Consider the following 24,081-nt stretch of genomic DNA (forward strand, 5'->3'; position numbering starts at 1 on the left):
CGCGCCCACGCGCGGCCGACGCGCGGCCGAAAGCGGAGCGGCGGCGTGCACCGTGCGCGCGGTCGGTGGGCACCGTCCGGGCGCACGTCGGACCCCGCGACTACCGTGACGGCGTGACCACGACAGTGCCGAGCAAGGCCGCGCCGACCGGCGTCCAGTACCGCATCCGCCACGACGACCACGCCGCGACCGTGACGGAGGTCGGCGCGACCCTCCGCGAGTACGCCGTCGGCGGCCGCGACGTCGTCCACCCCTTCCCGGAGGACGCCCTGCCGCCGGCCGGCAACGGCGCGGTCCTGGTCCCGTGGCCCAACCGCCTGCGGGACGGGAGGTACACGTACGAGGGCGTGGACTACCAGCTGCCGATCAACGAGCCGGACCGCATGACGTCCCTGCACGGGCTGGGCAACTGGCAGCGCTGGACGGCGACCGAGCACACCCACACCTCGGTGACGCTCGAGCTGGCGCTCGTCCCCACGCCGGGCTACCCGTTCCCGGTGCGGTTGACGATCACGTACGCGCTGTCCGACGACGGCCTGCGCGTGGACCTGGTCGCGACGAACGAGGGCGACCGGACCGCGCCCTACGGCACCGGCTTCCACCCGTGGCTGTCCCCGAACGGCGCGGACCTGGACGACTGCACGCTGCGGCTGGACGCGGCGACGAAGGTGACGGTGGACGACCGCCTGCTGCCGACCGGGACGGAGCCGGCCGCCAGGAAGTTCGACTTCCGGACCCCCTCGACCCTGCGGGACGTGGCGCTCGACGACGCCTACGTCGACGTCGTCCGCGACGAGCAGGGTCTGGCGTGGATCCAGCTCGCCGCCCCGGACGGGCGCACGGCCGCCGTGTGGATGGACGGGTCCATGGACACCTTCCAGGTGTGCACCGGCGACGAGCTCATCCCGGTCGCCAACCGCACCGGGGTCGCCGCGGAGCCGATGAGCTGCATCGCGGACGCGTTCCGCACCGGGGAGCGGCTCGTGCACCTGGCGCCCGGGCAGAGCCACACCGTCACGTGGGGCGCCACGCTGCTGTGATCGCGGGCGTGGCCGCCCCACGGCCACCCCGGGCACGGGACGCCGGGGACGACGAAGGGGGCACCACCGGCCGGTGGTGCCCCCTTCGTGCCGGCGGTGCGCTCGTGCGCCCGGCGATGCTCAGGAGCTGTAGTACTCGCCGTCCTCCTGGACGCCGCGGGTGTACTCCCAGTGCCACGGCTCGAACGGACCGCTGCCCGAGCTCAGCGCCCAGGCCGGGTTCTCCCAGCCGTAGACGGCGCCGTTCTCCTTGATCCAGTCGAAGACCTCGCCGCGGGTGTCCGTCGAGCACAGGTCGATCGCCAGCCCCCAGCCGTGGTTGCTGCGGCCCGGGACGGCAGCCATGCCGCCCTTCTGGCGCTTGAGGACGCGCTGCTCGGACAGCGTCCGGTAGGCGTCGGTGATGCACAGGTCGCGACCGAACTTGGCCCGGAAGGCGAGGTTCATCTCGGCCATGGACGACGCGGCGTCGGCCCGCAACTGCATCGAGCCGTCCCACAGGGTGCACAGGTCCTCCGTGGCGAGCTGGCCGTTCGCGCCGGACGGACGCGTGGTGCCGTCGCAACCGGGCAGCGGGCTGCGCTCGAAGGACCGGCTCGCGGCGAACGAGGACCGGTCGACCGGACCCGTGCTCGCGGCGATCGACGCCGGCGGAGCGGTGTCGACCGGCCGGGACGTCAGCGCCTCGACGGTGTTCGGCAGGCCCGCCTCGGCGGCCTGTGCGGTCGCGACCAGGGATCCGGTGCCGGGGTCGGCACCCTGCGTGAGGGGCAGCACGACGGTGATGCCGGCCAGGGCAGCCAGGACGCCGCCACGGGCGAGCCACCGGCCGGGCAGCGGGCGGGACGGCTTGCGGGAGCGCAGCTCCGCCTCGCGGCGAGCTCGCCGGGACTCCGGGGGGACCTGTGCAACCGCGCGCTGGGACCCCACGACACCTCCGGGACGGCTCACCTGTGGACTTGCGAGAAAGGGCACCGCCGGCTCCGGCGTCCGGACATGGTCCAGGGACGCTCAGCGCGGGCGGTCACGAAACCATAACGGAACGGCTGTCCCGCTCAAAGGCCGGTTGCGTCACACCGGGACGGCCCGCCGTCCGGGACGACCGGGGGTCGCACCGACGCGGCAGCCCCGGCCGGGCGTGGGCCGGCGCGCCTCCGGAGCCCGACGCCGCACGTCCGGCGTCGGGCTCGAGAGCAGTCTCAGCGCGAGCCGGCGTCCCGTCCGGAGTGCGCCGGGTCGCGCTGCATGACGTCCCGGACCTCCCCGACCAGCTCCTCGAGGATGTCCTCGAGGAACACGACGCCGACGCAGCGGCCACCGTCGTCGACGCGCGCGAGGTGGACCCCGCTGCGCTGCATCGTGGCCAGCGCCTCCTCCACCTCGACGCCCGGCGCCACAGACGCCAGGGCGCGCACGCGCCACCGCGGGACCGGGTGCGCCCGCTCGTCCCCGGTCGCGTACAGCACGTCCTTCAGGTGCAGGTAGCCGGCGACGTCGGTCACCGGGGCGCCGTCCGCCGTGAGGTGCGCCGCGACCGGGAAGCGGCTGTACCCGGTACGCGCGACGAGCCGCTCGACGTCCTCCGGCGTGGCGTCCGGCGGCAGGGTCAGCAGCTGCTCGATCGGCACCATGACGTCACCCGCGGTGCGGTCGGAGAACTCGAGCGCACCGGACAGCAGCCCCTGGGCGTCGTCCAGCAGCCCCTCCGCCTGCGACGCCTCGACGATGGACTGCACCTCCTGCGCGGTGAACGCGGAGGCGACCTCGTCCTTGGGCTCGACCCCGAACGAGCGCAGGACGTGGTTGGCGATCCAGTTCAGCGCGGTGATGAGCGGGGACAGGACGCGGCCCAGCCACACCAGCGGCGGTCCGAACCACATCACCGCGCGGTCCGGACCGGCCACGGCGAGGTTCTTGGGGACCATCTCCCCCAGGACGACGTGCAGGTACACGACGATCGACAGCGCCACCACGAAGGCGATGGGGTGGGTCAGGCTGGAGCTGACGCCGAGCGCGTGCAGGGGCTCCTCGATCAGGTGGGCGACGGCCGGCTCCGCCACCAGGCCGAGGGTGGTCGAGCACACGGTCACGCCGAGCTGCGCGCAGGCCAGCATGAGCGAGACGTGCTCCATCGCCCACAGCACCGTGCGTGCGCGCCGGTCGCCGGCCTCGGCCAGCGGCTCGATCGAGCTGCGCCGGGCGGACAGGATCGCGAACTCGGCACCGACGAAGAAGGCGTTGCCGGCCAGCAGCGCGACGCCGATCAGGAGCGCGGTGGTGCTGCTCATGCGTGCTCCTCCGCCCGGTCCATCGCGGTGACCCGGACGCGCTCGACACGACGTCCGGCCATCTGGTCCACGCGGATCCGCACGCCGGGGACCTCCACCTCGTCGCCGACCGCGGGGATCCGGCCCAGCTCGGCCATGATCAGCCCGCCGATCGTCTCGTAGGGACCGTCCTCCGGGACGGACAGGGCCGTGACCTCCTCGACCTCGTCCGGGCGCAGCCCGCCGGGCAGGCTCCACGAGCCGTCGACGAGGCGCGCGGTGCCGGCCCGGCGGCGGTCGTGCTCGTCGGACACCTCGCCGACGATCTCCTCGACGACGTCCTCGAAGGTCACCACGCCGGACGTGCCGCCGTACTCGTCGACGACGACGGCCATCTGCAGGCCCAGCCCGCGCAGCTCGACCAGCAGCGGGCCGAGCCGGACGGTCTCGGGGACGCGCGGCGCCTCGACCATGAGCGCGGCCGCGGGGACCTCCGCGCGACGCTCGAAGGGCACCGCGATTGCGCGGCGCAGGTTGACCAGGCCGACGATGTCGTCGCGCGACTCGTCGATCACGGGGAACCGGGAGTGACCGGTCTGGCGGGCCCGGTCCACGACGTCGGCCGCGGTGTCCTCGCGCCGCACGACGACCATCCGCATGCGGTCGGTCATGACGTCGACCGCGGTGAGGTCGTCGAGCTGGATCGTGTTCGTCAGCAGCGCCGCGGTGCCCTCGTCGAGCGTCCCCACCTCGGCGGAGCGCCGGACGAGGGAGGCGAGCTCCTGCGCGGAGCGACCGCCGGACAGCTCCTCGCGCGGCTCGACCCCCACGCGGCGCAGCAGCGCGTTCGCGCTGCCGTTGAAGAAGGAGATCACCGGGCGCAGCGCCTTGGTGAAGGCGCGCTGGAGCGGCGCGACGGTGCGCGCGGTGCCCAGCGGGCGGCTGAGGGCGAAGTTCTTCGGGACGAGCTCGCCGAACAGCATGGAGAAGCCGTTCACCAGGACGAGCGCCAGCGCGACCGCGACCGCGCCCCCGACGGCCTCGCCCAGCGGTGACGCCTTGAGCGGCCCGCCGAGCAGCTCCAGGACCGCCGGCTGGGTGGTGTACCCGAGCAGGATCGTGGTGACCGTGATCCCGACCTGGGCCCCGGACAGCTCGGTGGACAGGTGGCGCAGCGCCTTGACCACCGAGCCGCCACGCCGGTCACCTGGAGCGGTGCTCTTCTCGACGATCGCCAGGTCGAGCGTCACCAGGGCGAACTCGCTCGCGACGAACACGGCCGTCCCGGCGGTGAGCACCACGCCGAGGGCGACGAGCAGCCAGAGCTCGATCATCGTCGACCACGGGCGGCGACCCCGAGAGGACGGGCGCTGCCGGGACGGCCGGCGGCACGGGTACGGGTGACAGGGGAAGGGCCGGCACTGCACACCCGCAGGGCGTGCCGCCGGCCGCTACTTGAGCTGCTCATGGTGCGTCCGATGATACGCGGGACCGTGTCAGGGGCATGTGCCAGGCTGGCGGCATGGCCGTGACCTCCGCCTCCTCCGTCGTCGTGCTGGTCGTCGAGGACGAGCCGGCCATCGCCACCGCCGTGGCCAACCGGCTCTCCGCGGAGGGGTGGGCCGTGCACGTCGCCGGGGACGGGCACGCCGGGGTCGAGGCGGCCACGAGGCTGCGGCCGGGGCTGGTCGTGCTGGACGTCATGCTGCCCGGGATCGACGGCCTGGAGGTGTGCCGCCGCATCCAGGCGGAGCGCGCGGTGCCCGTGCTCATGCTCACCGCACGGGACGACGAGACCGACATGCTGATCGGCCTGGGCGTCGGTGCGGACGACTACATGACCAAGCCCTTCTCCATGCGCGAGCTGGTCGCGCGCTGCAAGGCGCTGCTGCGGCGCACCGAGCGCGCCGTGCTGGCCGCCCGGACCGTGGGCACCGAGCAGGCGGAGCCGCCGATCACCTTCGGGGACGTGCTCATCGACCGGGCGCAGCGCCGGGTCTCGCGCGGCGACCAGCCGGTGCACCTGACCCCGACCGAGTTCGACCTCCTCGTCACCCTGGCCACCAGCCCCCGCACGGTGCTCACCCGCGAGCGGCTGCTCGCCGAGGTCTGGGACTGGGCCGACGCGTCTGGCACGCGGACCGTCGACTCCCACGTCAAGGCACTGCGTCGCAAGCTCGGCGCGGACCTCGTGCGGACCGTGCACGGGGTCGGCTACGCCTTCGAGCCGCCCACCGAGGCGGCCGCCGGGACCTCCTCGGCCGTCCCGGGCGGAGCCTGACCCGTGCCCACCCCTCGGCACGCGCGCGGGCACCGCGGACGGCTGCCGGACGTCCGGCCGCTGGACCGCTTCCGCACGATCAAGATCAAGCTCGGGGTGCTCGTCGCGGCCACGGTGTCCATGGCAGCCTTCCTCACCTGGGCAGGCCTGCACTACCACCTGGGCCCGACCCGGACGCTGCCGCTCGCGATCGTCCTGTCGCTGCTGCTGACCCAGGTCCTCGCCCGCGGCATGACGTCGCCGCTGCGCGAGATGACCACCGCGGCACGGGCCATGGCCGGTGGGGACTACAACCAGCGCGTCCGCTCCACCAGCAGGGACGAGGTGGGGCAGCTGGCCCACGCCTTCAACACGATGGCCGAGGACCTCGCGTCCACGGACCTGCTGCGCCGGGAGATGGTCGCGAACGTGTCGCACGAGCTGCGCACCCCGGTGACCGCGCTGCAGGCGCAGCTGGAGAACATCGTCGACGGCGTCAGCGAGCCGGACCCGGCCACGATGCAGGCCGCGCTGGCGCAGACCGAGCGTCTGGGCCGCCTCGTCACCTACCTGCTCGACCTGTCCCGGGTTGAGGCCGGCGCCGTCGGGCTGGACGTCCAGGACCTGCCGCTGGCGCGGTTCCTGCAGGAGGCCGCCGACGCCGCCGCGCTGGTCGGCGCCGACAAGCACCTGCGCTTCCCGGTCGTGGTCCGTCCGGCGGACCTCACGGTGCCCGCCGACGCCGAGCGGCTGCACCAGGTCGTCGCCAACCTGCTGCACAACGCCGTCCGGCACTCGCCGCCCGGCGAGGAGGTGCGGCTGGAGGCCACCCGCCGCGGGGACCGCGTGGTCATCGACGTCGTGGACCACGGTCCCGGCATCGCCCGTGAGCAGCGCGACCGCGTGTTCGAGCGCTTCGCCCGGGGCAACAGCCCGGCGCAGACGGGGCAGATCCCCACCGGCGGCACCGGCATCGGCCTGGCCATCGTGCGGTGGGCGATCGGCCTGCACGGCGGCTCGGTCGAGGTCGCCGACACCCCGACCGGCTGCACCATGCGCCTGACGCTGCCGGCCCAGCGGCCCACCGCGGAACCGGGCGGGCACGACGTCCGCCGACGCGAGGAGGTCGCCACGTGAGCCGGCACGCCGCACCCGGCGACGGGGACGCCGAGCGACCGACCGGGGCACCGACGCGGCCCAGCGGGCGGCGAGCGGCCGGCTCGGCGGTCGCCTCCGGCCCGCGCGGGGACGCGGGCGGCTCGGCGGGCACGGGCGACTCAGCCGGCACGGGCCGCTTGGGCGGCTCGCGCGGCGGAGCCGACCGAGTCGATCGAGGGGACGAAGGCGACCGGGACGACCGAGCCGAGGGGGCCGACCGAGGCGACCGCACCCTCGTCATCGACCACCTGACCAAGCGGTTCGGGCCGGTACACGCGGTGGACGACCTGTCGTTCACCGTGCGTCCGGGACGGGTCACCGGCTTCCTCGGCCCCAACGGCGCCGGCAAGACGACGACGCTGCGGATGCTCCTGGGTCTGGTCCGCCCCACGTCGGGCACCGCCACCATCGGCGGCCGCACGTACGGAGAGCTCCGGCGCCCCGTGCACACGGTCGGCGCCGCGCTGGAGGCGGCCAGCTTCCACCCCGGCCGGTCGGCGCTGGACCACCTGCGCGTCTACGCCCCGCAGGCCGGGGTCGACGACGCCCGCTGCCACGAGGTGCTCCGGATCGTGGGGCTCGACGGCGTCGCCCGGCGCCGGGCGGGGGGCTTCTCCCTGGGGATGCGGCAGCGGCTCGCCCTGGCCACGACCCTGCTGGGCGACCCCGGCGTCCTGCTGCTCGACGAGCCCGCCAACGGGCTCGACCCGGAGGGCATCGCGTGGCTGCGGGCGTTCCTGCGGCACCTGGCCGGCGAGGGCCGGACCGTGCTGGTGTCCAGCCACGTGCTGTCCGAGGTGGAGCAGACGGTCGACGACGTCGTCATCATCGCCCGCGGCCGCCTCGTGCACGCCTCGTCCCTGCCCGAGCTCGCGGCGCTGGCCGAGCCGACCGTCCGGGTCTCCTCCCCCGACCCCGCGGGCCTGCACGCCCTCGTGGCCGACGCCGGCTGGGCTGGCCTGGCCACCCGGGCGCCCGGCGGGCGACCGGGGACGCTCGTCCTGCGCCGGGTCCCGGCGGCGGAGATCGGCGCGCGTGCGTTCACCGCCGGCGTGGAGCTGCACGAGCTGGCTCCGCGGGACGTCGGCCTGGAGGAGACCTTCCTGCGGCTGGTCGAGGACGGCGGCGTGGCCGCCCGGCCGGACGGGGACGGGCGATGACGGCGCTGCTCACCGAGTACCGCAAGCTCGTCACCACGCGGCTGTGGTGGGTGCTTCTGCTGGCCATGGCGGGCTACATGGCCGTCCTCGCCGCAGCCATGTCCTACGTGCTGACCCGGGTCCCGAGCGCGGGTGCGAACCCGTTCGCCGACCCCAGCGCCCAGCCCGAGCCGCTGAGCGCGGAGCAGATCGCGCAGACCGTCTACACGCTGGCCACGTCGCTGGGGTACGTGTTCCCGGTGATCGTGGGCGCCCTGGCGATGACGGGCGAGTTCCGCCACCAGACCATCACCCCGACGCTGCTCGCAGAGCCGCGGCGGACGGTCGTGCTCGCCGCCAAGATGGTGTCCAGCGTCGTGGTCGGGCTGCTGTTCGGCCTCGTCGGCACGCTCGCCACGGTCGGCGCGGGAGCCGGGATTCTCGCCCTGCTCGGGGAGGACCCGCAGCTCACCGAGCCCATCGTCCTGCGCAGTGCGGCCCTGTCGGTGCTCGCGCTGACGGTGTGGACGGTCGTCGGGGTCGGCTTCGGCACGCTCCTGACCAACCAGGTCGCGGTCATCGTCGTGCTGCTCGCGTTCACGCAGTTCGTCGAGCCGATCCTGCGGCTGGTCCTCGGGCAGCTGGAGTGGTCCGAGGGCATCGCGAAGTACCTGCCCGGCGCGGCCGGGGACGCCATCACCGGGGCGTCGTTCTACACCGGCAGCGGCATCGGCCCCGAGCTGCTGTCGTCCGCCGGCGGCCTGGCGGTGCTGCTCGGGTACGCGCTGCTGTTCGCCGTGCTGGGCCGGATGCTGTCTCTGCGCCGCGACATCACCTGACCGGCTGCGGGCATCGGCGGACCGGCTCGAGCCCCGGCTCTACGCCGGAGCCGACCGCCACCGACCCGCCGTCGACCGCCACCGCCAATCCACCGCGACCCCCTGCGGACCCTCCGTTGGGGCGCGCCGGGCCCGGGGATTGCCTGGCCTTGACACCCGCGCCCGGCCGGGCCCACTTCACCCGGACGGCCCAGCCGACACCCCGGCGGCACGGTCGTCCCGGCACGGGTGAGGGCATAGGGTTGGACGAATCCTCTGATCTCCAACGAAGCGGTCTCCGCACCGCGGCGGAAGTGGGCGAACTTCGCGTGTCCCAGAAGGCTGAGCCAGACTCGATCCGTGCCGCGTTCGGCGCCAACGAATGGCTTGTCGACGAGCTGTACGAGCAGTACCTCAAGGACAAGAACGCGGTGGACCCCGCGTGGTGGGAGTTCTTCGAGGACTACACCCCCACGGACACGGGGAGCGGCTCCGAGACCGAGGTGAACGGGCAGCCGGTCTCCACCGGCACGTCGGTCGGCCCGGCCGCCGACTTCGCCCCGGGGACCGTCCCGGCCGAGGCCGTCGAGCAGTCCGTCCCCGCCCCGCAGAAGCCGGCGCTGCCGCCCACCGAGGCGGTCCCCGCGCCCGCACCGACCCCGCAGGCCACCGCGCCGAAGCCGGTGCCCGCCCCGCGCGGCACGACGCCCACCGCGTCGCCGGTCGCCAGGCCCGCCTCCGCCCCGCAGCCGGCCGGGCAGGGCGGCACTCCCGCGGACGCGCCGCAGGCGGACGGCACGCAGGCGCAGACCGAGGCTCCCCCGGTCGCCACCGCGCAGCCCGCCACCGCGCCGTACGCCGAGCAGGTCCCCATCGCCGCCCGCGCCGTCGGTGCCGACGACGGTGAGGACGAGGTCCAGCGGCTGCGCGGCCCCGCCGCCCGCGTCGTGACCAACATGGAGGCGAGCCTCGAGGTCCCGACGGCGACGTCGGTCCGCGCGGTCGCGGCCAAGCTGATGGTCGACAACCGCATCGTCATCAACAACCACCTGACCCGCAGCCGCGGCGGGAAGGTGTCCTTCACCCACCTCATCGGCTTCGCGGTCGTCGAGGCGCTGGGCGACATGCCCGCCATGAACGGCGGCTACACGCTCGAGGACGGCAAGCCTGCCGTGGTCACCCCCGCCCACGTGAACCTGGGTCTGGCGATCGACCTGGCCAAGCCGGACGGCACCCGGCAGCTGCTCGTGCCCAGCATCAAGGGCGCGGACCAGATGGACTTCGCCCAGTTCTGGGCGGCCTACGAGGACGTCGTCCGACGGGCCCGCAACAACAAGCTCACCGTCGCCGACTTCGCCGGCACGACGATCTCGCTGACCAACCCCGGCACCATCGGGACCGTGCACTCCGTGCCGCGCCTCATGGCCGGCCAGGGCACGATCGTCGGCGTCGGCGCGATGGACTACCCGGCGGAGTTCGCGGGCACCTCCGAGAAGCAGCTCAACAGCATGGGCATCTCCAAGGTGCTCACCCTGACGTCGACCTACGACCACCGGATCATCCAGGGCGCGCAGTCCGGGGACTTCCTGCGGATCGTCGCGAACAAGCTGCTCGGCCAGGACGGGTTCTACGACCGCGTCTTCGCCTCGCTGCGGGTGCCCTACGAGCCCGTCCGGTGGGTCCGGGACCCGTCCGACCCGTCGGACGACGAGGACAAGCCCGGCCGCATCGCCGAGCTCATCCACTCCTACCGCTCCCGCGGGCACCTGCTGGCCGACACCGACCCGTTGTCCTACCGCCAGCGCAAGCACCCCGACCTGGACGTGCAGACCCACGGGCTGACCCTGTGGGACCTGGACCGGACGTTCCCCACCGGCGGGTTCGGCGGCAAGCCGCGGATGGCGCTGCGCGACATCCTCGGGCTGCTGCGTGACTCCTACTGCCGCAGCATCGGCGTGGAGTACATGCACCTGTCGGACCGCAGGCAGCGTGCCTGGCTGCAGGACCGGCTCGAGCACGGCTACGCCCGCACCCCGCGCGAGGACCAGCTGCGCGTGCTGCGGCGCCTGAACGCGGCCGAGGCGTTCGAGAACTTCCTGCAGACGAAGTACGTCGGCCAGAAGCGCTTCTCGCTCGAGGGCGGCGAGTCGGTCATCCCGCTGCTGGACGCCGTGCTGTCCAAGGCCGCGAACAACGGCCTGGACGAGGTCGGCATCGGCATGGCGCACCGCGGGCGGCTCAACGTCCTGGCGAACATCGCCGGCAAGAGCTACGGCCAGATCTTCAGCGAGTTCGAGGGCAACCAGGACCCCAAGTCCGTCCAGGGCTCCGGCGACGTGAAGTACCACCTCGGCACCGAGGGCAAGTTCACCGCCGAGTCCGGCGCGACCACGAAGGTCTACCTGGCGGCGAACCCGTCGCACCTGGAGGCCGTCGACCCGGTCCTCGAGGGCATCGTCCGCGCCAAGCAGGACCGCATCGACCTGGGCGGGGACGGCTTCTCCGTGCTGCCGATCCTCATCCACGGGGACGCCGCGTTCGCCGGCCAGGGCGTCGTGACCGAGACGCTCAACCTGTCGCAGCTGCGCGGGTACCGCACCGGCGGCACGATCCACGTGATCATCAACAACCAGGTCGGGTTTACCACCGGGCCGAGCTCGTCACGCTCGACGCTGTACCCCACCGACGTCGCCAAGGGTCTGCAGGTACCGATCTTCCACGTCAACGGGGACGACCCCGAGGCGTGCGTCCGGGTGGCCGAGCTCGCGTTCGACTACCGCGAGCAGTTCGACCGCGACGTCATCATCGACATGGTCTGCTACCGCCGCCGGGGTCACAACGAGGGCGACGACCCGTCGATGACCCAGCCGCTGATGTACAACCTCATCGAGGCCAAGCGCTCGGTGCGCAAGCTGTACACCGAGGCGCTCGTGGCCCGCGGCGACATCACGCTCGACGAGGCCGAGCAGGTGCTGCAGGACTACCAGGCCCAGCTCGAGCGCGTCTTCACCGAGACCCGCGAGGGCGGCTACACGGCGTCGGCCGACTCCGAGCCGGTCGCCGGCCTGGAGCGCCCGGAGGCCCAGCGGGAGGACGCCGGGGCGATGATCGGCTGGCGGACCGCGGTCGACCAGGCGGTCCTGGACCGCATCGGCCGCGCCCACACCCGCGCCCCGGAGGGCTTCACCGTCCACCCCAAGCTCGCCCAGCTGCTGCAGCGCCGCGAGCAGATGTCCCGCGAGGGCGGCATCGACTGGGGCTACGGCGAGGTGCTCGCCTTCGGGTCCCTGCTCATCGAGGGCACCCCGGTGCGCCTGGCCGGGCAGGACTCGCGCCGCGGGACGTTCGTGCAGCGCCACGCCGTCATGCACGACCGGCAGACCGGCGCGGAGTGGACGCCGCTGCTGTACCTGTCCGCCGACCAGGCGAAGTTCTGGGTCTACGACTCGTCCCTGTCGGAGTACGCGGCGCTCGGGTTCGAGTACGGGTACTCCGTCGAGCGTCCCGACGCCCTGGTGCTGTGGGAGGCGCAGTTCGGCGACTTCGTCAACGGCGCGCAGACGGTCATCGACGAGTTCATCTCCTCCGCGGAGCAGAAGTGGGCCCAGCGCAGCGGCGTCGTGCTGCTGCTGCCCCACGGCTTCGAGGGCCAGGGGCCGGACCACTCCTCCGCCCGCCCGGAGCGGTTCCTGCAGCTGTGCGCCGAGAACAACATGACGGTCGCGGCGCCGTCGACGCCGGCGTCGTACTTCCACCTGCTGCGCCGCCAGGCCTACGCCCGGCCGCGCCGCCCGCTGGTGGTCATGACGCCCAAGTCGATGCTGCGGCTCAAGGCCGCGTCGTCGCCGGCGGAGGACTTCACGTCCGGCACCTTCCGCGAGGTCATCGCCGACGACGTCGCCGCGCAGGGCGGTGGCGTGGACCGCGTGCTGCTCTGCTCGGGCAAGGTCTACTGGGACCTGGTGGCGCACCGCACCGAGGTCGGCGACACCCGCACGGCGATCGTCCGCTTCGAGCAGCTGTACCCGCTCGAGCCCGAGGTCATCGCGTCCGCACTGGCCCCGTTCGGCGACGCCGAGCTGGTGTGGGTCCAGGAGGAGCCGGCGAACCAGGGCGGCTGGGGCCACATGGCGATGAACCTGGCACCGATCGTGGGACGGCCGCTGCAGGTCGTGTCCCGGCCCGCGTCGGCGTCGCCGGCCGCCGGGTCCGCCAAGAAGCACCAGGCCGAGCAGGCCGAGCTGCTGCGGGCGTCGTTCGCCCGCTGATCCGGCCGCACCCCGACGCCACGAGGCCGTCGCCCCCACGCCGGGGCGGCGGCCTCGTGCCGTCCGGCCTGGTGACGCGGCGTTCGCGGGGACGTGTCGTCAGGCCGGGCGGCCCGCGCGCGCCGGCACCGCGAACGTGCGCCGGTAGGCCAGCGGGCTCGTGCCCAGCGTCCGGGTGAAGTGGTGGCGCAGCGCAGCGGCCGTGCCGAACCCGCACCGCCGCGCGATCTCCTCCACCCCCGCATCGGTCCGCTCCAGCAGCTCCTGCGCGCGCAGCAGGCGCTGGCGGATCAGCCACGCGCCCGGCGTCGTCCCGGTCTCGGCGCGGAACCGGCGGGCGAACGTCCGCTCGGACATCAGCGCGCGGGCCGCGAGGTCCGGCACGGACAGGTCCTCTTCGACGTGCTCGACCATCCACGCGAGCAGCGGCTCGAGGGTGTCGGCCTCGACCGGCAGCGGCGTCTCGATGTACTGCGCCTGCCCGCCGTCGCGGTGCGGCGGGACGACCATGCGCCGGGCGACGGCCGCGGCGGCCGCCGCCCCGAGCTCCCGGCGCACCAGGTGCAGGCACGCGTCGATCCCGGCCGCGGTGCCGGCGCTCGTCACCACGCCCCGGTCCTCGACGTAGAGCACCGCCGGGTCCACGACCGCGGTCGGGTGCTCCGCCGCCAGTCGCTCGGTGTACATCCAGTGGGTGGTGCAGCGCCGCCCGTCCAGCAGGCCGGCCTGGCCGAGCGCGAAGGAGCCGCTGCACACGCCGAGCACCCAGGCGCCCCGGGCGTGCGCGGCACGCAGGACCTCCAGGACGGCGGGCGACACCCGGTGGGAGGCTCCGTAGGCGGGCACGACGACGAGGTCGGCGTCCGCCGCTGCGTCCAGGCCCAGGGGGACGACGAGGTCGAACCCCAGCTTGGTGGTCACCGGCCCGGGCACCTCCGTGCACACCCGGAAGTCGAACTGTGGACCGCCGGTGTCCGTCCGATCGATCCCGAACACCTCGCAGACCACGCCCAGCTCGAAGGGCGCGACGTCCGGCATGACCACGGCGGCGACCGACCTCAGCATGGGGCCCAGTGTGGCAGGAAGTTGACGCGCAGCGGCAGTCCTGCCACTCGTGGCACGATGTCGGTGGTCATAGGTTTCCTGCCATGAGCCTCGTCGCCGTGGTCCTCGTCCTGCTGGCCGTCACGCTCCTCGTGGCCGCCGTCCTCGTGGTCGTCCGCCGGGACGGCTACGGCACGTCCGAGCCGCCGCACTCGCACCCGGCCTGGGACGACGCCGTGCTCCCGTCGACCGGTCGGGCCGCGTGACACGTCGCGCCTGCTGACGGTCCGACCCGTGCCCGACGGGCGAGGCGCCGGAACCACCACCGGCGCGTGCCGCCCGTCCCTCGCGTTCGGCTGACGCCCCGCCGTCCCTCCCGCGCGCCGCGCGCTGTCGTGCGCCGCACTTTGGGACACTGACCCGGGCGCCCCCATGGCGCCGTGCGGAGCGGGGCGTGCGAGGGACGGGTGGGTGAGGGTGTGAGCGAGCTGCCGATGCGCGTGGTGGTGGTCGGCGACGAGCTGGCTGCCGGCGCAGGTGATCCCAAGGGGCTCGGCTGGGTCGGGCGCGTGGCCGCCCGCACGCACACCCCCACCCCGGCGACCTTCCTGACCCTGGCCGTTCCCGGGGAGTCCAGCAGCGCGCTCGGCTCCCGCTGGGAGGACGAGGCGGGCCGCCGGTTCTCCTCCGAGGCGGACAACCGGCTCGTCGTCGCCCTCGGCCGCGCGGACCTCGGCGCCGGGCTCTCGATCGCCCGCAGCCGGCTGAACCTGGCCAACGTGCTGGACGTCGCGGACTCCCGGAGGATCCCGACGTTCGTCGTCGGGCCGCCCCCGGGTCGCGCCGCGGACGCCGAGCGCATCGCCGACCTCTCCGCCGCGTACGCCGACGTCGCGAACCGCCGGCGCGTGCCGTACGTCGACACCTTCACCCCGCTGGCGACGCACGAGCAGTGGCTGGGTGATCTCGCGGCGGGCGACGGCCTGCTGCCGGGGCAGGCCGGCTACGGGATGATCGCGTGGCTCGTCCTGCACACGGGCTGGCACGCCTGGCTGGGCCTGCCCGACGACGCCGCCTGAGCGGTCCGTCGTGCGCCGCACCCCGGCCGGTGTGGGACCATGGGGCGACCTAGATCTCGCCGAGCCCGCCGTGGCCGACGGCGAACGGCACAAGGAGAAGACCATGAGCAAGCGTGGACGCAAGCGTCGCGCCCGGAAGACGAGCGGCGCGAACCACGGCAAGCGCCCCAACGCCTGACGTGACGTGACACGGGCCCGGTGCGATCACTCGCACCGGGCCCGTTCTGTCATGCCGGGAGGGCCGGGGACGGCCCCGCTCCCTGCCGGTCGGTCGTGGTCGTCGCGGCTCAGGTGATCTGGGCGCGGAGCACGGTCAGCGACTCGCGGATCCGGACGTGCAGCTCCACGGGCGCGCACTCCGTGCAGGAGCGGCGCACCAGGGCGCGCACGTGCTCCTCGACGTCGTACTCGGCCAGGCACGGCTCGCAGTACGCGAGGTGCTCCCGGATCCGGTCACCGTCCGCCTCGGGCAGCTCGGAGTCGAGGAACTCGAACAGCTTCCCCAGCGCCTGCTCGCAGTTCACGGCACCGTGCGCGGCTCTGCCCGCGTCAGTCTCCTGCGTGCTCATGACCCGTTCCCCTTGTCCGTCGCTCCGACGAGCCCCCGCCCGCGGGCATAGTCACTCAACAGCTCACGCAGCTGCTGTCTTCCTCGGTGGAGCCGCGACATCACGGTCCCGATCGGCGTCCCCATGATCTCGGCGATCTCCTTGTAGGCGAAGCCCTCGACATCGGCCAGGTACACGGCGATGCGGAAGTCCTCGGGGATCTGCTGGAGGGCGTCCTTGACGTCCGAGTCCGGCAGGTGGTCCAGCGCCTCGGCCTCGGCGGACCGCAGGCCGCTGGACGTGTGCGACGCGGCGCGGGCGATCTGCCAGTCCTCGACGTCCTCCGCACCGGACTGCTGCGGCTCGCGCTGCTTCTTCCGGTACGAGTTGATGAACGTGTTGGTGAGGATCCGGTACAGCCACGCCTTGAGGTTGGTGCCCGGCCGGTACTGGTGGAAGGCGGCGAAGGCCTTCGCGAACGCCTCCTGGACCAGGTCCTCGGCGTCGGTCGGGTTGCGGGTCATCCGCAGGGCAGCCGCGTACAGCTGGTCCAGGTACACCAGCGCCTCGGCCTCGAAGCGTTCGGCGCGTGCGCTGGGGTCCTCGGCCTCGGGGGCTCGGTTCGTGTCCTCGCTCATCACCCACGAGCCTAGCCCGGCAGGTACCACGCGGCCCGGGCGGACGACGGCCGACGGCCGTGCGAGCCGTCCCGTCGGTCTCTCGGCCAGCGCGCACGTCATGGTCGGTGCAACGCGGCGTGCGTCACCGGGCATTCCCGCCCGCGCCGCGCGACCACACCGCAGCACCTCGCCGCACGACCGGCCGCCGTCGACGGACGCCCACGTCCCTGCTGCCACCGGCGGCTCGACCGGCTAGCGTCGGCGGTGACCGCTCCCGCTGCGCCGGCCGTACCGCTCGCCGCCGAGCCGAGGCCCCGAACGAGAAGAGTGCCGACCGTGATGATGCTCCGCCGGATAGCCCGCCCCATGCTCGCCGCCTGGTTCGTCAGCGAGGGGACCGCAGCATTCCGCGGTGCTCCCGCCCACGTCGACCCGGCACGCGCCGGCGTCGACGTCCTCGTCGAGAAGGCGGGCGTGACGCGTCCGACCGACGCCCAGCTGCGGACCATCGTCCAGGTGCACGGCGCCGCGACCGTCGGCGCCGGGCTCGCGCTGGCCCTGGGCAAGGCTCCCCGGGTGGCTGCGCTGCTGCTCGCCGCGCTGACCTTCCCGTCCGTCGTGGTCAACGCCATCGGGGCACGCAAGGGCACCGTCCCGGCGGCGGTGAAGAAGGAGCGGCAGGACCGGATCGTCCGCGCGGTGTCGTTCACGGGTGCGGCGCTCATCGCCGCAGCCGACCGCGAGGGCCGGCCCGGGCTCGCGTGGAAGGTGGCGCACGCCCGCGAGCTCGCCGCCGCCGGTGCGGCCACCGCAGTCGCCGGCGCAGCGAAGTCGGGCGCGAAGGCCGCCAAGAACGTCGGCGGGAAGGCCGGCACGTCGTCGGGCAAGGCCCTCAAGGGAGCCAAGGCGCTCAAGGCTGCCGAGACGGCGGCCGTGGCCAAGGGCGCGAAGGCGGCCAAGGAGTCCAAGGCCGCCCGCAAGGCGGCGAAGGCGCTCGCCGCGGGCGGAGCCGCGACGGCCGCGACCGCGGCGACGGACGGCGCCGGCAGGCGGGGACGCAAGGCCTCGCGGGCGACCGAGGGGACGACGCGGCCGAGCCGGGCCGACGCGAAGGCGGTCAAGGCAGCCGCGGCCGAGGCCGCTGCCGCGGAGAAGGCCGCGAAGGTCGCCTCCGCCGCCGAGGCGAAGGCTGCCAAGCAGGCAGCGAAGGCCGCTGGGTCCCGGTCGGCCCGACGCGCCGACGCGCGGACCGCCAAGCTCGCCGCCGCCCAGGCCGCCACCGCCGCGAAGGCAGCCGAGCTGACCGCCGCGGCTCAGGCCAAGCGTCCCGGCTCGCGCGCCGCCCGTCGCGCCGAGGCGAAGGCCGCCAAGGTGTCCGGCTACGCCGACGTGATCGCCGCGCAGGTCGCGGGCGAGCACGCCGCCGAGGCGACCGAGGCGGCCGCTGCCGCGCACGAGGCCGAGGTCGTCGCCGTCACGGCGGCGACCGAGGCCGCCGCCGCGGAGTCCGTCGCCCCGCGTCGCGGACGCCGCCGCTGAGGTCGTCGACGCCGCACCGGCACGCGGCCGCCGACCGGCACGCCGCCGGTCCGACACCCGGGCGCGTGCGGGCCCGGCGCCCGGCGGCCTGCCGGCCGGCGGCTAGCCTGACGCCATGACCACGACGCCCGGCCCGGGCCGCCGCACGCCCGACGCCGTCGACCCGCTCGGCCCGGTGGACGTCGCGCAGCCGCTCGCACCCGTCGACGCCGACCGCCTCCCCGGCGACGTGTGGGCGGCCCCGGTGGCGGCAGGCCCGCTGGACGCGCTGGTCGACGTCCCGGGCTCGAAGTCCCTCACCAACCGCTATCTCGTGCTCGCCGCGCTCGCCGACGGGCCGGGCCGGCTGCGCGGGGCGCTGCGCTCGCGCGACACCGTGCTGATGGCCGCGGCACTGCGATCCCTGGGCGTCGGCATCGAGGACGACGGCGGCGACTGGGTCATCACGCCCGCGACGCTGCGCGGCGGCGTCGAGGTCGACTGCGGTCTGGCCGGGACGGTCATGCGGTTCCTGCCCCCGGTCGCCGCGCTCGCCGACGGCGCGGTCCGGTTCGACGGCGATGCGGGCGCCCGGGCCCGGCCGATGGGCCCGGTGCTGACCGCCCTGCACGGCCTGGACGTCGAGGTCGTCCCGCACGGGGAGCGGGGGCACCTGCCGTTCACCGTGGTCGGTGCCGGCGCGGTGGCGGGTGGACCGGTCGACGTCGACGCGACCGCGTCGAGCCAGTTCGTCTCCGGTCTGCTGCTGGCGGCGGCCCGGTTCGAGCGCGGCCTGCTGCTGCGGCACACCGGCCGGACGCTGCCGAGCCTGCCGCACATCGACATGACGGTGGAGGTCCTCCGCGAGGCGGGGGTCACCGTGGACGACTCGCGGCCGGCGCTGTGGGAGGTCGCTCCCGGACCGATCGCCGGCCGCGACGTCCGGGTCGAGCCGGACCTGTCCAACGCCGGGGCGTTCCTCGCCGCGGCGCTGGTGGCGGGCGGCACGGTCCGCGTCCCGGGGTGGCCCGCGCGCACCACCCAGCCGGGCGCGCTGCTGCCGGGCATCCTCGAGCGGATGGGCGCCACCACGCGCCTGGAGGGTGACGTCCTGGCGGTCACGGGCACCGGCACGGTCCACGGCCTCGACCTCGACCTGCACGAGGCGGGCGAGCTGGCCCCGACGATCGCCGCCCTCGCGGCGCTGGCCGACTCCCCCTCCCGGCTGCGGGGCATCGCGCACCTGCGCGGTCACGAGACCGACCGGCTGACCGCCCTCGCCACCGAGATCACCCGCCTGGGCGGGTGGGCGGAGCAGACGTCCGACGGGCTCGTCATCACCCCGCGCCCGCTGCACGCCGGCGTCGTGCGCACGTACCACGACCACCGGATGGCCACCGCGGGCGCCCTGCTGGGCTTGCGCGTGCCCGGCGTGAAGGTCGAGGACGTCGCCACGACGGGCAAGACCCTGCCGGACTTCGTGGGCATGTGGCAGCGGATGCTCGGGCCGGCGGGATGAGCACGCGCCGCCCGGACGAGTCCGACGTCCGCATCCGGCCCGGCAAGCGATCGTCCCGCCCCCGCACGAAGCAGCGCCCGGAGCACGCCGACGCCGAGAGCGCCATGGTCACCGGCGTGGACCGGGGCCGGTACACCCTGCTCGTCGACCCCGACGGCCCGGGCGAGCGTCGCGCCGTCGCGATGAAGGCGCGGGAGCTCGGCCGCGAGCGCGTGGTCCCCGGCGACCTGGTGGACGTCGTCGGCGACACCTCGGGCGAGCCCGGGAGCCTGAGCCGGATCGTGCGGATCACCGAGCGCCGGACGGTGCTGCGCCGCACCGCCGACGACACCGACCCCGTCGAGCGGGTCATCGTCGCCAACGCCGACCAGCTCGTGATCGTCACCGCGCTCGCCGACCCCGAGCCGCGCACCCGCATGATCGACCGGTGCGTGGTCGCCGGGGTCGACGCCGGCATGCACGTCCTGCTGGCGCTGACCAAGGCCGACCTGGCGGACCCGGCCGAGCTGGTCGCGATGTACGAGCCGATCGGCGTCGATGTCGTGGTCACCCGCCGCGACGCCGACGGGCGTTGGGTGGGGCTGGAGGACGTCCGGCGCGCGCTGGCCGGACGCACCTCGGTCCTGGTGGGCCACTCCGGCGTCGGGAAGTCGACCCTCGTCAACGCGCTGGTCCCGGACGCCTTCCGATCCGTCGGCATCGTCAACGACGTGACCGGACGCGGGCGGCACACCTCGACGTCCGCGGTGGCGCTACGGATGCCGCCGTCGCCTGCGGCGGCGCCGTCCCCCGGTGAGGGCGAGGGCGACGTCCCGGCGGGTGAGGACGCAGCCCTGCCCGGCGGATGGGTCATCGACACCCCCGGCGTGCGGTCGTTCGGCCTGGCGCACGTGCAGGTGGCGAACCTGCTCGCCCCGTTCGGGGACCTGGCCCGGGTCGCCGACGAGTGCCCGCGGGGCTGCACGCACACCGACGGCTCACCGGACTGCGAGCTGGACGAGTGGGTCACCGCTGCTGCCGACGAGGAGACCCGCGCGGCCCGGGCGGCCCGCGTGCGGTCGTTCCGCCGCCTGCTGGCCAGCCGCACGGGCGTCCCGACGCCCGGCGAGGGCGCGGAGCGCGAGAGCCGCTGACGGACGCCGGCTCCGGCGAGGCACCCCCGGGGCCCGTGGCCCGCGCCGTACGGTGGGCCCATGATGCGGTCCGGCTACGACGACGACCTCCGCCTGGCCCACGTGATCGCCGACCAGGTCGACTCGCTGACGATGAGCCGGTTCAAGGCGCTGGACCTCGCGGTGGAGACCAAGCCCGACACCACCCCGGTCTCCGACGCCGACCGCAGCGCCGAGCAGATGATCCGCTCGCAGCTCTCCCGCACCCGGCCGCGCGACGCCGTCCACGGCGAGGAGATGGGCGACACCGGGCACGGGCCGCGCCAATGGGTCGTCGACCCGATCGACGGCACCAAGAACTTCGTGCGCGGGGTGCCGGTCTGGGCGACGCTGATCGCCCTGCTGGACGCGGGCGAGCCGGTGCTCGGCGTGGTCAGCGCCCCGGCGCTCGGACGGCGCTGGTGGGCGGCGAAGGGGTCCGGCGCGTGGACCGGCAGGTCGCTGTCCTCCGCGACGCGGCTGCACGTGTCCGGCGTCGGGCGCCTGGCGGACGCGTCCCTGTCCTACTCGAGCCTGAGCGGCTGGGAGGAGCGCGGGCGCCTCGAGCACTTCCTGCGCCTGACCCGCTCGGTGTGGCGGACGCGGGCGTACGGCGACTTCTGGTCGCACGTCATGGTCGCCGAGGGGTCGGTCGACCTGTCCTGCGAGCCCGAGCTCGCGCTGCACGACATGGCGGCGCTGGTGCCCATCGTCACCGAGGCCGGTGGGCGGTTCACCTCCGTGCAGGGGGAGCCGGGGCCGTACGGCGGCTCGGCGCTGGTCAGCAACGGCAAGCTGCACGACGCGGCCCTGCAGATCCTGGACCCGCTGCTCGAGGACTGAGCGCCCCGGCCCTGCTCGGGTGGGTGGCGCTCGGATGGGTGCGTGGCGGCGGTGTCAGCGCGGGATCGTCTGCAGCTCGGTCGCGTCGTACCAGAGCAGGTCGCGGTCGTCGAGACGCTCCACCGCCTCCTCGTCCTGCGTGAGCGCGGCCACCACGTCGTCGGCCGCGGCCGGCTCGTCGACCAGGGCGCACACGACCGCGGTCCACGGCACGGGGGCCGACAGGGCGACCACGCTGGGCACGTCCTCGTCCAGCACCGTCACCGCGGCGTCGTCGACGTCGGCGGACAGCACCGCACGCAGCCGGGGGGCGTCCGCGGTCCGGCCCAGGAGCTCGAGCGAGTCGTCGGCGGCCGCCAGCTGCGCCGCGTACTCCAGGCCCTCGTCGTCCTCGTCCGGGAAGAGCTCACGCAGCGCCGGGGTCACGGCGTGCGCCCGCTCGACCTCCACGGCGCCGGAGGTCCCGGCGAGGTCGACGTCGAGCAGGGTCACCGGCAGGTAGATGCGCACGGGGCCAGTCTGCCGCCTCAGACCCGCGCCGCCGACCGCAGGCCGCGCCGTCCGGAGGCCCGTGCCGGGCCGGCCGGGACCCCGGCGAGCTCTGCGGCGAGCCGGGCGAGCGCCGCGCGGACCGGCGACTGCGGCACGGCCTCCGCGAGCGTGGCCCCGCGCAGCAGCGCCGCGTCGACCCCCGGCCGGTCGTCCGGGAGCAGGTGTGCGCCGGTGACCCCGGCATAGCGCTCCAGGGCCTCGGCGACGGCCCGCTCGGGCCGCTGACCGGCGGCCGAGGCCCGCACGCGGTTCACCACGACGACGCGCTCGGCGCCGGCCGCGGCGCCGCTGTCGGCGAGCTCGGCCAGCCCGCGCACGAGCCGCTGCACCCCGACCGGGTCCCCGGTGCCGACCACCACGACGACGTCGGCGGCCCCCAGCGCGGACAGCGTGGCCGCGTTGCGCCGGGGCGCATGGGTGTCGTAGCTCAGGACCTCGTCCTGCTCGAGGCTGAACCCGCAGTCCACGACGACCCAGGTGGCGAGCAGCCGAGCGGTCTCCCACACCACGTCGAGCGACGAGCCGGGCAGCTCCGGCCACCGGTCCGCACGCGAGATGCCGGTGAGCGCCCGCAGGCCCGGGGCGACCACGGGCGTCAGCCGCGCGAGACCCACCGCGTCGAGCGTCCCGTGCCCGGCGGACCGCGCGGCCGCGGCGATGCCCGGCGCCTCGTCGAGCAGCCCGACGACCTGGGCCACCGTCCCGCCGTAGGTGTCGGCGTCCACCAGCAGCGCGCCGCCCGGGCCGGGAGCGGCCGGCGCCACCCGGTCCGCGCCGCTGCGGCCGTCCACCCCGTCGATCGCACGTCGGTCCGCCGCGGACGTCGTCGCACCGGCCGTCACCGCCGTCCCCGCCGTCCCTGCGTCAGGCGCCGGCGCGTCCGCGGATCGAGCACGACCACGGCGCGCTCCCCACCTGGACGAGGGGCGACCCGGCAGGCTGGACGGGGCAGCGGACGGGGGGTCCGGGGTCAGCGCCGCCAGCTCGGCGGCGAGGTTCACCGCGACGGTCGTGCGACCCGGCGCACCCGTCGGTCCCCACACGGCGACCACCCGACCTCGGGCCGTCGTCACCTCGGTGCCGTCGGGGCGCCGGTCCTGCGGGGAGCGCGGGCCGGTGTCACCGGCGGGCAGGGGCGGGAGGGCCGGCACGGGCGGCATCGCCGGGCGCGGGCCGGACGGGTCCCCGTCGGCCCCCGCGAGCGCGAGCACCGTCGCCACCAGGTCCCCCACCGGCGCGGACGCGTCGACCAGCGCGTCCACCCCCAGGGCGGTCATCCGCTCGGCGACCCGCGGGTCCGCGTCGACGAGCGCGAGGACCCGCACGCCGGCGTGCCGCAGCCGCGCCACCGCCTCCCGGTCGAGCAGCGGCAGGTCCGGGGAGAGCACCCCGACCTGGCCGAGGCCGGCGTCGGCGGCGCCCAGCAGCTCGGCGAGGTCGGCGCAGCGGCGGGTGACGGACACGCGTCCGGCCGCACCCTCCAGGGCCGTGACGACGGCCGCCTCCCCCGGTCCGCGCAGGGCGGACAGGACGGCGACCGTCACGACGCCTGCCCGGTGCCCGGCACGAGCACCACGTTCACCGCCTGGCGCGTCGCGAGCGCACCCAGGACCTCCGCCAGGGAGTCGGTCGGGACCAGCACGTGCACGGTCGTCTCCGCACCCACCGCGAACGCCCCGGACGGCCGGGCGACCTCCGCGACCGTCAGCCCCTCGGCGAGCAGGCGCGGGACCGGTGCCTGCCCGTCCCGGACCTCGGGCGTCACCCACACGTCCACCAGCGCGCCCTCGGCCACCCCGGCGGACGGTGGCTCGGTGACCGGCACCGCCACCGGCCGGACGTCCAGGTCCGCCGAGCCGGCGACAGCGGCGCGCGGGAGCAGCTCGCCGTCGCCGACGGCGCGGACGGCGACGGCACCGGACGGCAGCGGCTCGGTCGCGAGGAGGTAGCGGTCCGCCTCGGCGCTCTCCAGCCGCACCCGGGCGACGGCGACCTGGTCGTCGTCGAGCGTCTCCCCTGGGGTGAGCGCCTCCGTCGCCACGTAGACCGGCGTGCTGGCCTCAGCTGCCGACACCGCCCAGGAGCCCAGGGCCACCGCGGCGGCCACCATGAGGACCCCGACGACGAGCTTGGGGTCGCGCCAGCTGGGGCGGCGCAGGCGCACGCCGACGGGGCTGACCGGTGTACCGACCATCGTGTCCATCCCGGCGTCCTGCCCTCCGCGTGGCGAAGGCCCCATCATGCCGAGTCGCCGCCG

Annotated in this window: 22 protein-coding genes; 13 read left to right on the plus strand and 9 right to left on the minus strand. The window is 75.0% G+C overall.

Annotated elements, in window-relative coordinates; all coding sequences use genetic code 11:
• Positions 1–113 precede the first annotated feature (113 nt).
• Positions 114–1,040, plus strand: a complete 927-nt coding sequence (locus tag CAE01nite_RS10555) for an aldose 1-epimerase family protein (RefSeq protein ID WP_146903764.1) — start codon at positions 114–116, stop codon at positions 1,038–1,040.
• A gap of 120 nt (positions 1,041–1,160) precedes the next feature.
• Here the strand turns inward: CAE01nite_RS10555 and CAE01nite_RS10560 are convergent, their stop codons facing one another.
• The 3 genes from CAE01nite_RS10560 to CAE01nite_RS10570 all read right to left on the minus strand — a co-directional run bounded on the left by CAE01nite_RS10560 (position 1,161) and on the right by CAE01nite_RS10570 (position 4,641).
• Positions 1,161–1,970, minus strand: a complete 810-nt coding sequence (locus tag CAE01nite_RS10560; protein WP_146903767.1) for a M15 family metallopeptidase — start codon at positions 1,968–1,970, stop codon at positions 1,161–1,163.
• A gap of 269 nt (positions 1,971–2,239) precedes the next feature.
• On the minus strand, positions 2,240–3,328 hold the full coding sequence (locus CAE01nite_RS10565; RefSeq protein ID WP_146903769.1) for a hemolysin family protein: 1,089 nt from the start codon (positions 3,326–3,328) through the stop codon (positions 2,240–2,242).
• Positions 3,325–4,641: a hemolysin family protein gene (locus CAE01nite_RS10570; protein ID WP_146903771.1), complete on the minus strand. Its 1,317-nt coding sequence runs from the start codon at positions 4,639–4,641 to the stop codon at positions 3,325–3,327. Before CAE01nite_RS10570 ends, CAE01nite_RS10565 begins: the two co-directional genes overlap by 4 nt.
• A 188-nt stretch (positions 4,642–4,829) precedes the next feature.
• Here CAE01nite_RS10570 and CAE01nite_RS10575 point away from each other — a divergent pair, with 188 nt between their 5' ends.
• The 5 genes from CAE01nite_RS10575 to CAE01nite_RS10595 all read left to right on the plus strand — a co-directional run bounded on the left by CAE01nite_RS10575 (position 4,830) and on the right by CAE01nite_RS10595 (position 12,950).
• The gene (locus CAE01nite_RS10575; RefSeq protein ID WP_246131134.1) at positions 4,830–5,588 is read left to right on the plus strand and encodes a response regulator transcription factor; all 759 of its coding nucleotides are present in this window, start codon (positions 4,830–4,832) and stop codon (positions 5,586–5,588) included.
• Positions 5,589–5,591: 3 nt separating this feature from the next.
• Entirely contained in the window at positions 5,592–6,704 is a 1,113-nt protein-coding gene (locus CAE01nite_RS10580; protein ID WP_146903778.1) for a HAMP domain-containing sensor histidine kinase, read from the plus strand.
• A gap of 299 nt (positions 6,705–7,003) precedes the next feature.
• Positions 7,004–7,885 (plus strand): ATP-binding cassette domain-containing protein, encoded by an 882-nt coding sequence (locus tag CAE01nite_RS10585; RefSeq protein WP_307724991.1) that lies wholly within the window; start codon positions 7,004–7,006, stop codon positions 7,883–7,885.
• On the plus strand, positions 7,882–8,703 hold the full coding sequence (locus tag CAE01nite_RS10590) for a DUF2705 family protein (protein ID WP_146903780.1): 822 nt from the start codon (positions 7,882–7,884) through the stop codon (positions 8,701–8,703). The genes CAE01nite_RS10585 and CAE01nite_RS10590 overlap by 4 nt, the downstream gene beginning before the upstream one ends.
• Before the next feature lie 308 nt (positions 8,704–9,011).
• A complete protein-coding gene (locus CAE01nite_RS10595) occupies positions 9,012–12,950 on the plus strand; it encodes a multifunctional oxoglutarate decarboxylase/oxoglutarate dehydrogenase thiamine pyrophosphate-binding subunit/dihydrolipoyllysine-residue succinyltransferase subunit (RefSeq protein WP_246131135.1) in 3,939 nt (1,312 codons plus the stop codon).
• 99 nt (positions 12,951–13,049) lie between these two features.
• Here CAE01nite_RS10595 and CAE01nite_RS10600 read toward each other — a convergent pair whose 3' ends face one another.
• Entirely contained in the window at positions 13,050–14,015 is a 966-nt protein-coding gene (locus tag CAE01nite_RS10600) for a GlxA family transcriptional regulator (protein ID WP_146903783.1), read from the minus strand.
• Positions 14,016–14,098: 83 nt separating this feature from the next.
• Here CAE01nite_RS10600 and CAE01nite_RS18140 point away from each other — a divergent pair, with 83 nt between their 5' ends.
• The 3 genes from CAE01nite_RS18140 to CAE01nite_RS18960 all read left to right on the plus strand — a co-directional run bounded on the left by CAE01nite_RS18140 (position 14,099) and on the right by CAE01nite_RS18960 (position 15,251).
• The gene (locus CAE01nite_RS18140; RefSeq protein ID WP_186816525.1) at positions 14,099–14,260 is read left to right on the plus strand and encodes a hypothetical protein; all 162 of its coding nucleotides are present in this window, start codon (positions 14,099–14,101) and stop codon (positions 14,258–14,260) included.
• A gap of 228 nt (positions 14,261–14,488) precedes the next feature.
• Positions 14,489–15,073 (plus strand): GDSL-type esterase/lipase family protein, encoded by a 585-nt coding sequence (locus tag CAE01nite_RS10605; protein ID WP_146904112.1) that lies wholly within the window; start codon positions 14,489–14,491, stop codon positions 15,071–15,073.
• Positions 15,074–15,176: 103 nt separating this feature from the next.
• Complete coding sequence (locus tag CAE01nite_RS18960; protein WP_371862897.1) at positions 15,177–15,251, plus strand: 50S ribosomal protein bL37; 75 nt, start codon at positions 15,177–15,179, stop codon at positions 15,249–15,251.
• A gap of 109 nt (positions 15,252–15,360) precedes the next feature.
• Here the strand turns inward: CAE01nite_RS18960 and rsrA are convergent, their stop codons facing one another.
• Together rsrA and CAE01nite_RS10615 are read right to left on the minus strand one after the other, a co-directional pair.
• Entirely contained in the window at positions 15,361–15,642 is a 282-nt protein-coding gene (gene rsrA, locus CAE01nite_RS10610) for a mycothiol system anti-sigma-R factor (protein WP_146903786.1), read from the minus strand.
• The gene (locus CAE01nite_RS10615) at positions 15,639–16,361 is read right to left on the minus strand and encodes a sigma-70 family RNA polymerase sigma factor (RefSeq protein ID WP_146903789.1); all 723 of its coding nucleotides are present in this window, start codon (positions 16,359–16,361) and stop codon (positions 15,639–15,641) included. Before CAE01nite_RS10615 ends, rsrA begins: the two co-directional genes overlap by 4 nt.
• Positions 16,362–16,577: 216 nt before the next feature.
• Here CAE01nite_RS10615 and CAE01nite_RS18345 point away from each other — a divergent pair, with 216 nt between their 5' ends.
• The 4 genes from CAE01nite_RS18345 (at position 16,578) to hisN (ending at position 21,272) form a co-directional block, all read left to right on the plus strand.
• Positions 16,578–17,780 (plus strand): hypothetical protein, encoded by a 1,203-nt coding sequence (locus tag CAE01nite_RS18345; RefSeq protein WP_344466742.1) that lies wholly within the window; start codon positions 16,578–16,580, stop codon positions 17,778–17,780.
• A gap of 115 nt (positions 17,781–17,895) precedes the next feature.
• Positions 17,896–19,278 carry a 3-phosphoshikimate 1-carboxyvinyltransferase gene (gene aroA / locus CAE01nite_RS10625; RefSeq protein ID WP_146903792.1) on the plus strand — a complete coding sequence of 461 codons (1,383 nt, stop codon included), beginning with the start codon at positions 17,896–17,898 and terminating at the stop codon, positions 19,276–19,278.
• Complete coding sequence (rsgA, locus tag CAE01nite_RS10630; protein WP_146903794.1) at positions 19,275–20,411, plus strand: ribosome small subunit-dependent GTPase A; 1,137 nt, start codon at positions 19,275–19,277, stop codon at positions 20,409–20,411. Before aroA ends, rsgA begins: the two co-directional genes overlap by 4 nt.
• Positions 20,412–20,471: 60 nt before the next feature.
• The gene (hisN, locus tag CAE01nite_RS10635) at positions 20,472–21,272 is read left to right on the plus strand and encodes a histidinol-phosphatase (RefSeq protein WP_146903797.1); all 801 of its coding nucleotides are present in this window, start codon (positions 20,472–20,474) and stop codon (positions 21,270–21,272) included.
• Positions 21,273–21,326: 54 nt separating this feature from the next.
• Here the strand turns inward: hisN and CAE01nite_RS10640 are convergent, their stop codons facing one another.
• Genes CAE01nite_RS10640 through CAE01nite_RS10650 form a run of 3 tightly spaced genes read right to left on the minus strand, consistent with a single transcriptional unit; the run spans position 21,327 to position 24,027 of the window.
• Positions 21,327–21,782, minus strand: coding sequence for a DUF6912 family protein (locus CAE01nite_RS10640; RefSeq protein WP_146903800.1), 456 nt, complete (start codon positions 21,780–21,782; stop codon positions 21,327–21,329).
• A 17-nt stretch (positions 21,783–21,799) separates the two neighbouring features.
• A complete protein-coding gene (locus CAE01nite_RS18150) occupies positions 21,800–23,368 on the minus strand; it encodes a CpaE/TadZ family protein (RefSeq protein ID WP_186816527.1) in 1,569 nt (522 codons plus the stop codon).
• On the minus strand, positions 23,365–24,027 hold the full coding sequence (locus tag CAE01nite_RS10650; RefSeq protein ID WP_146903803.1) for an SAF domain-containing protein: 663 nt from the start codon (positions 24,025–24,027) through the stop codon (positions 23,365–23,367). The genes CAE01nite_RS18150 and CAE01nite_RS10650 overlap by 4 nt, the downstream gene beginning before the upstream one ends.
• Positions 24,028–24,081: the final 54 nt, after the last annotated feature.

Source organism: Cellulomonas aerilata, assembly GCF_007991755.1.
Classification (GTDB): Bacteria; Actinomycetota; Actinomycetes; order Actinomycetales; family Cellulomonadaceae; genus Pengzhenrongella; species Pengzhenrongella aerilata.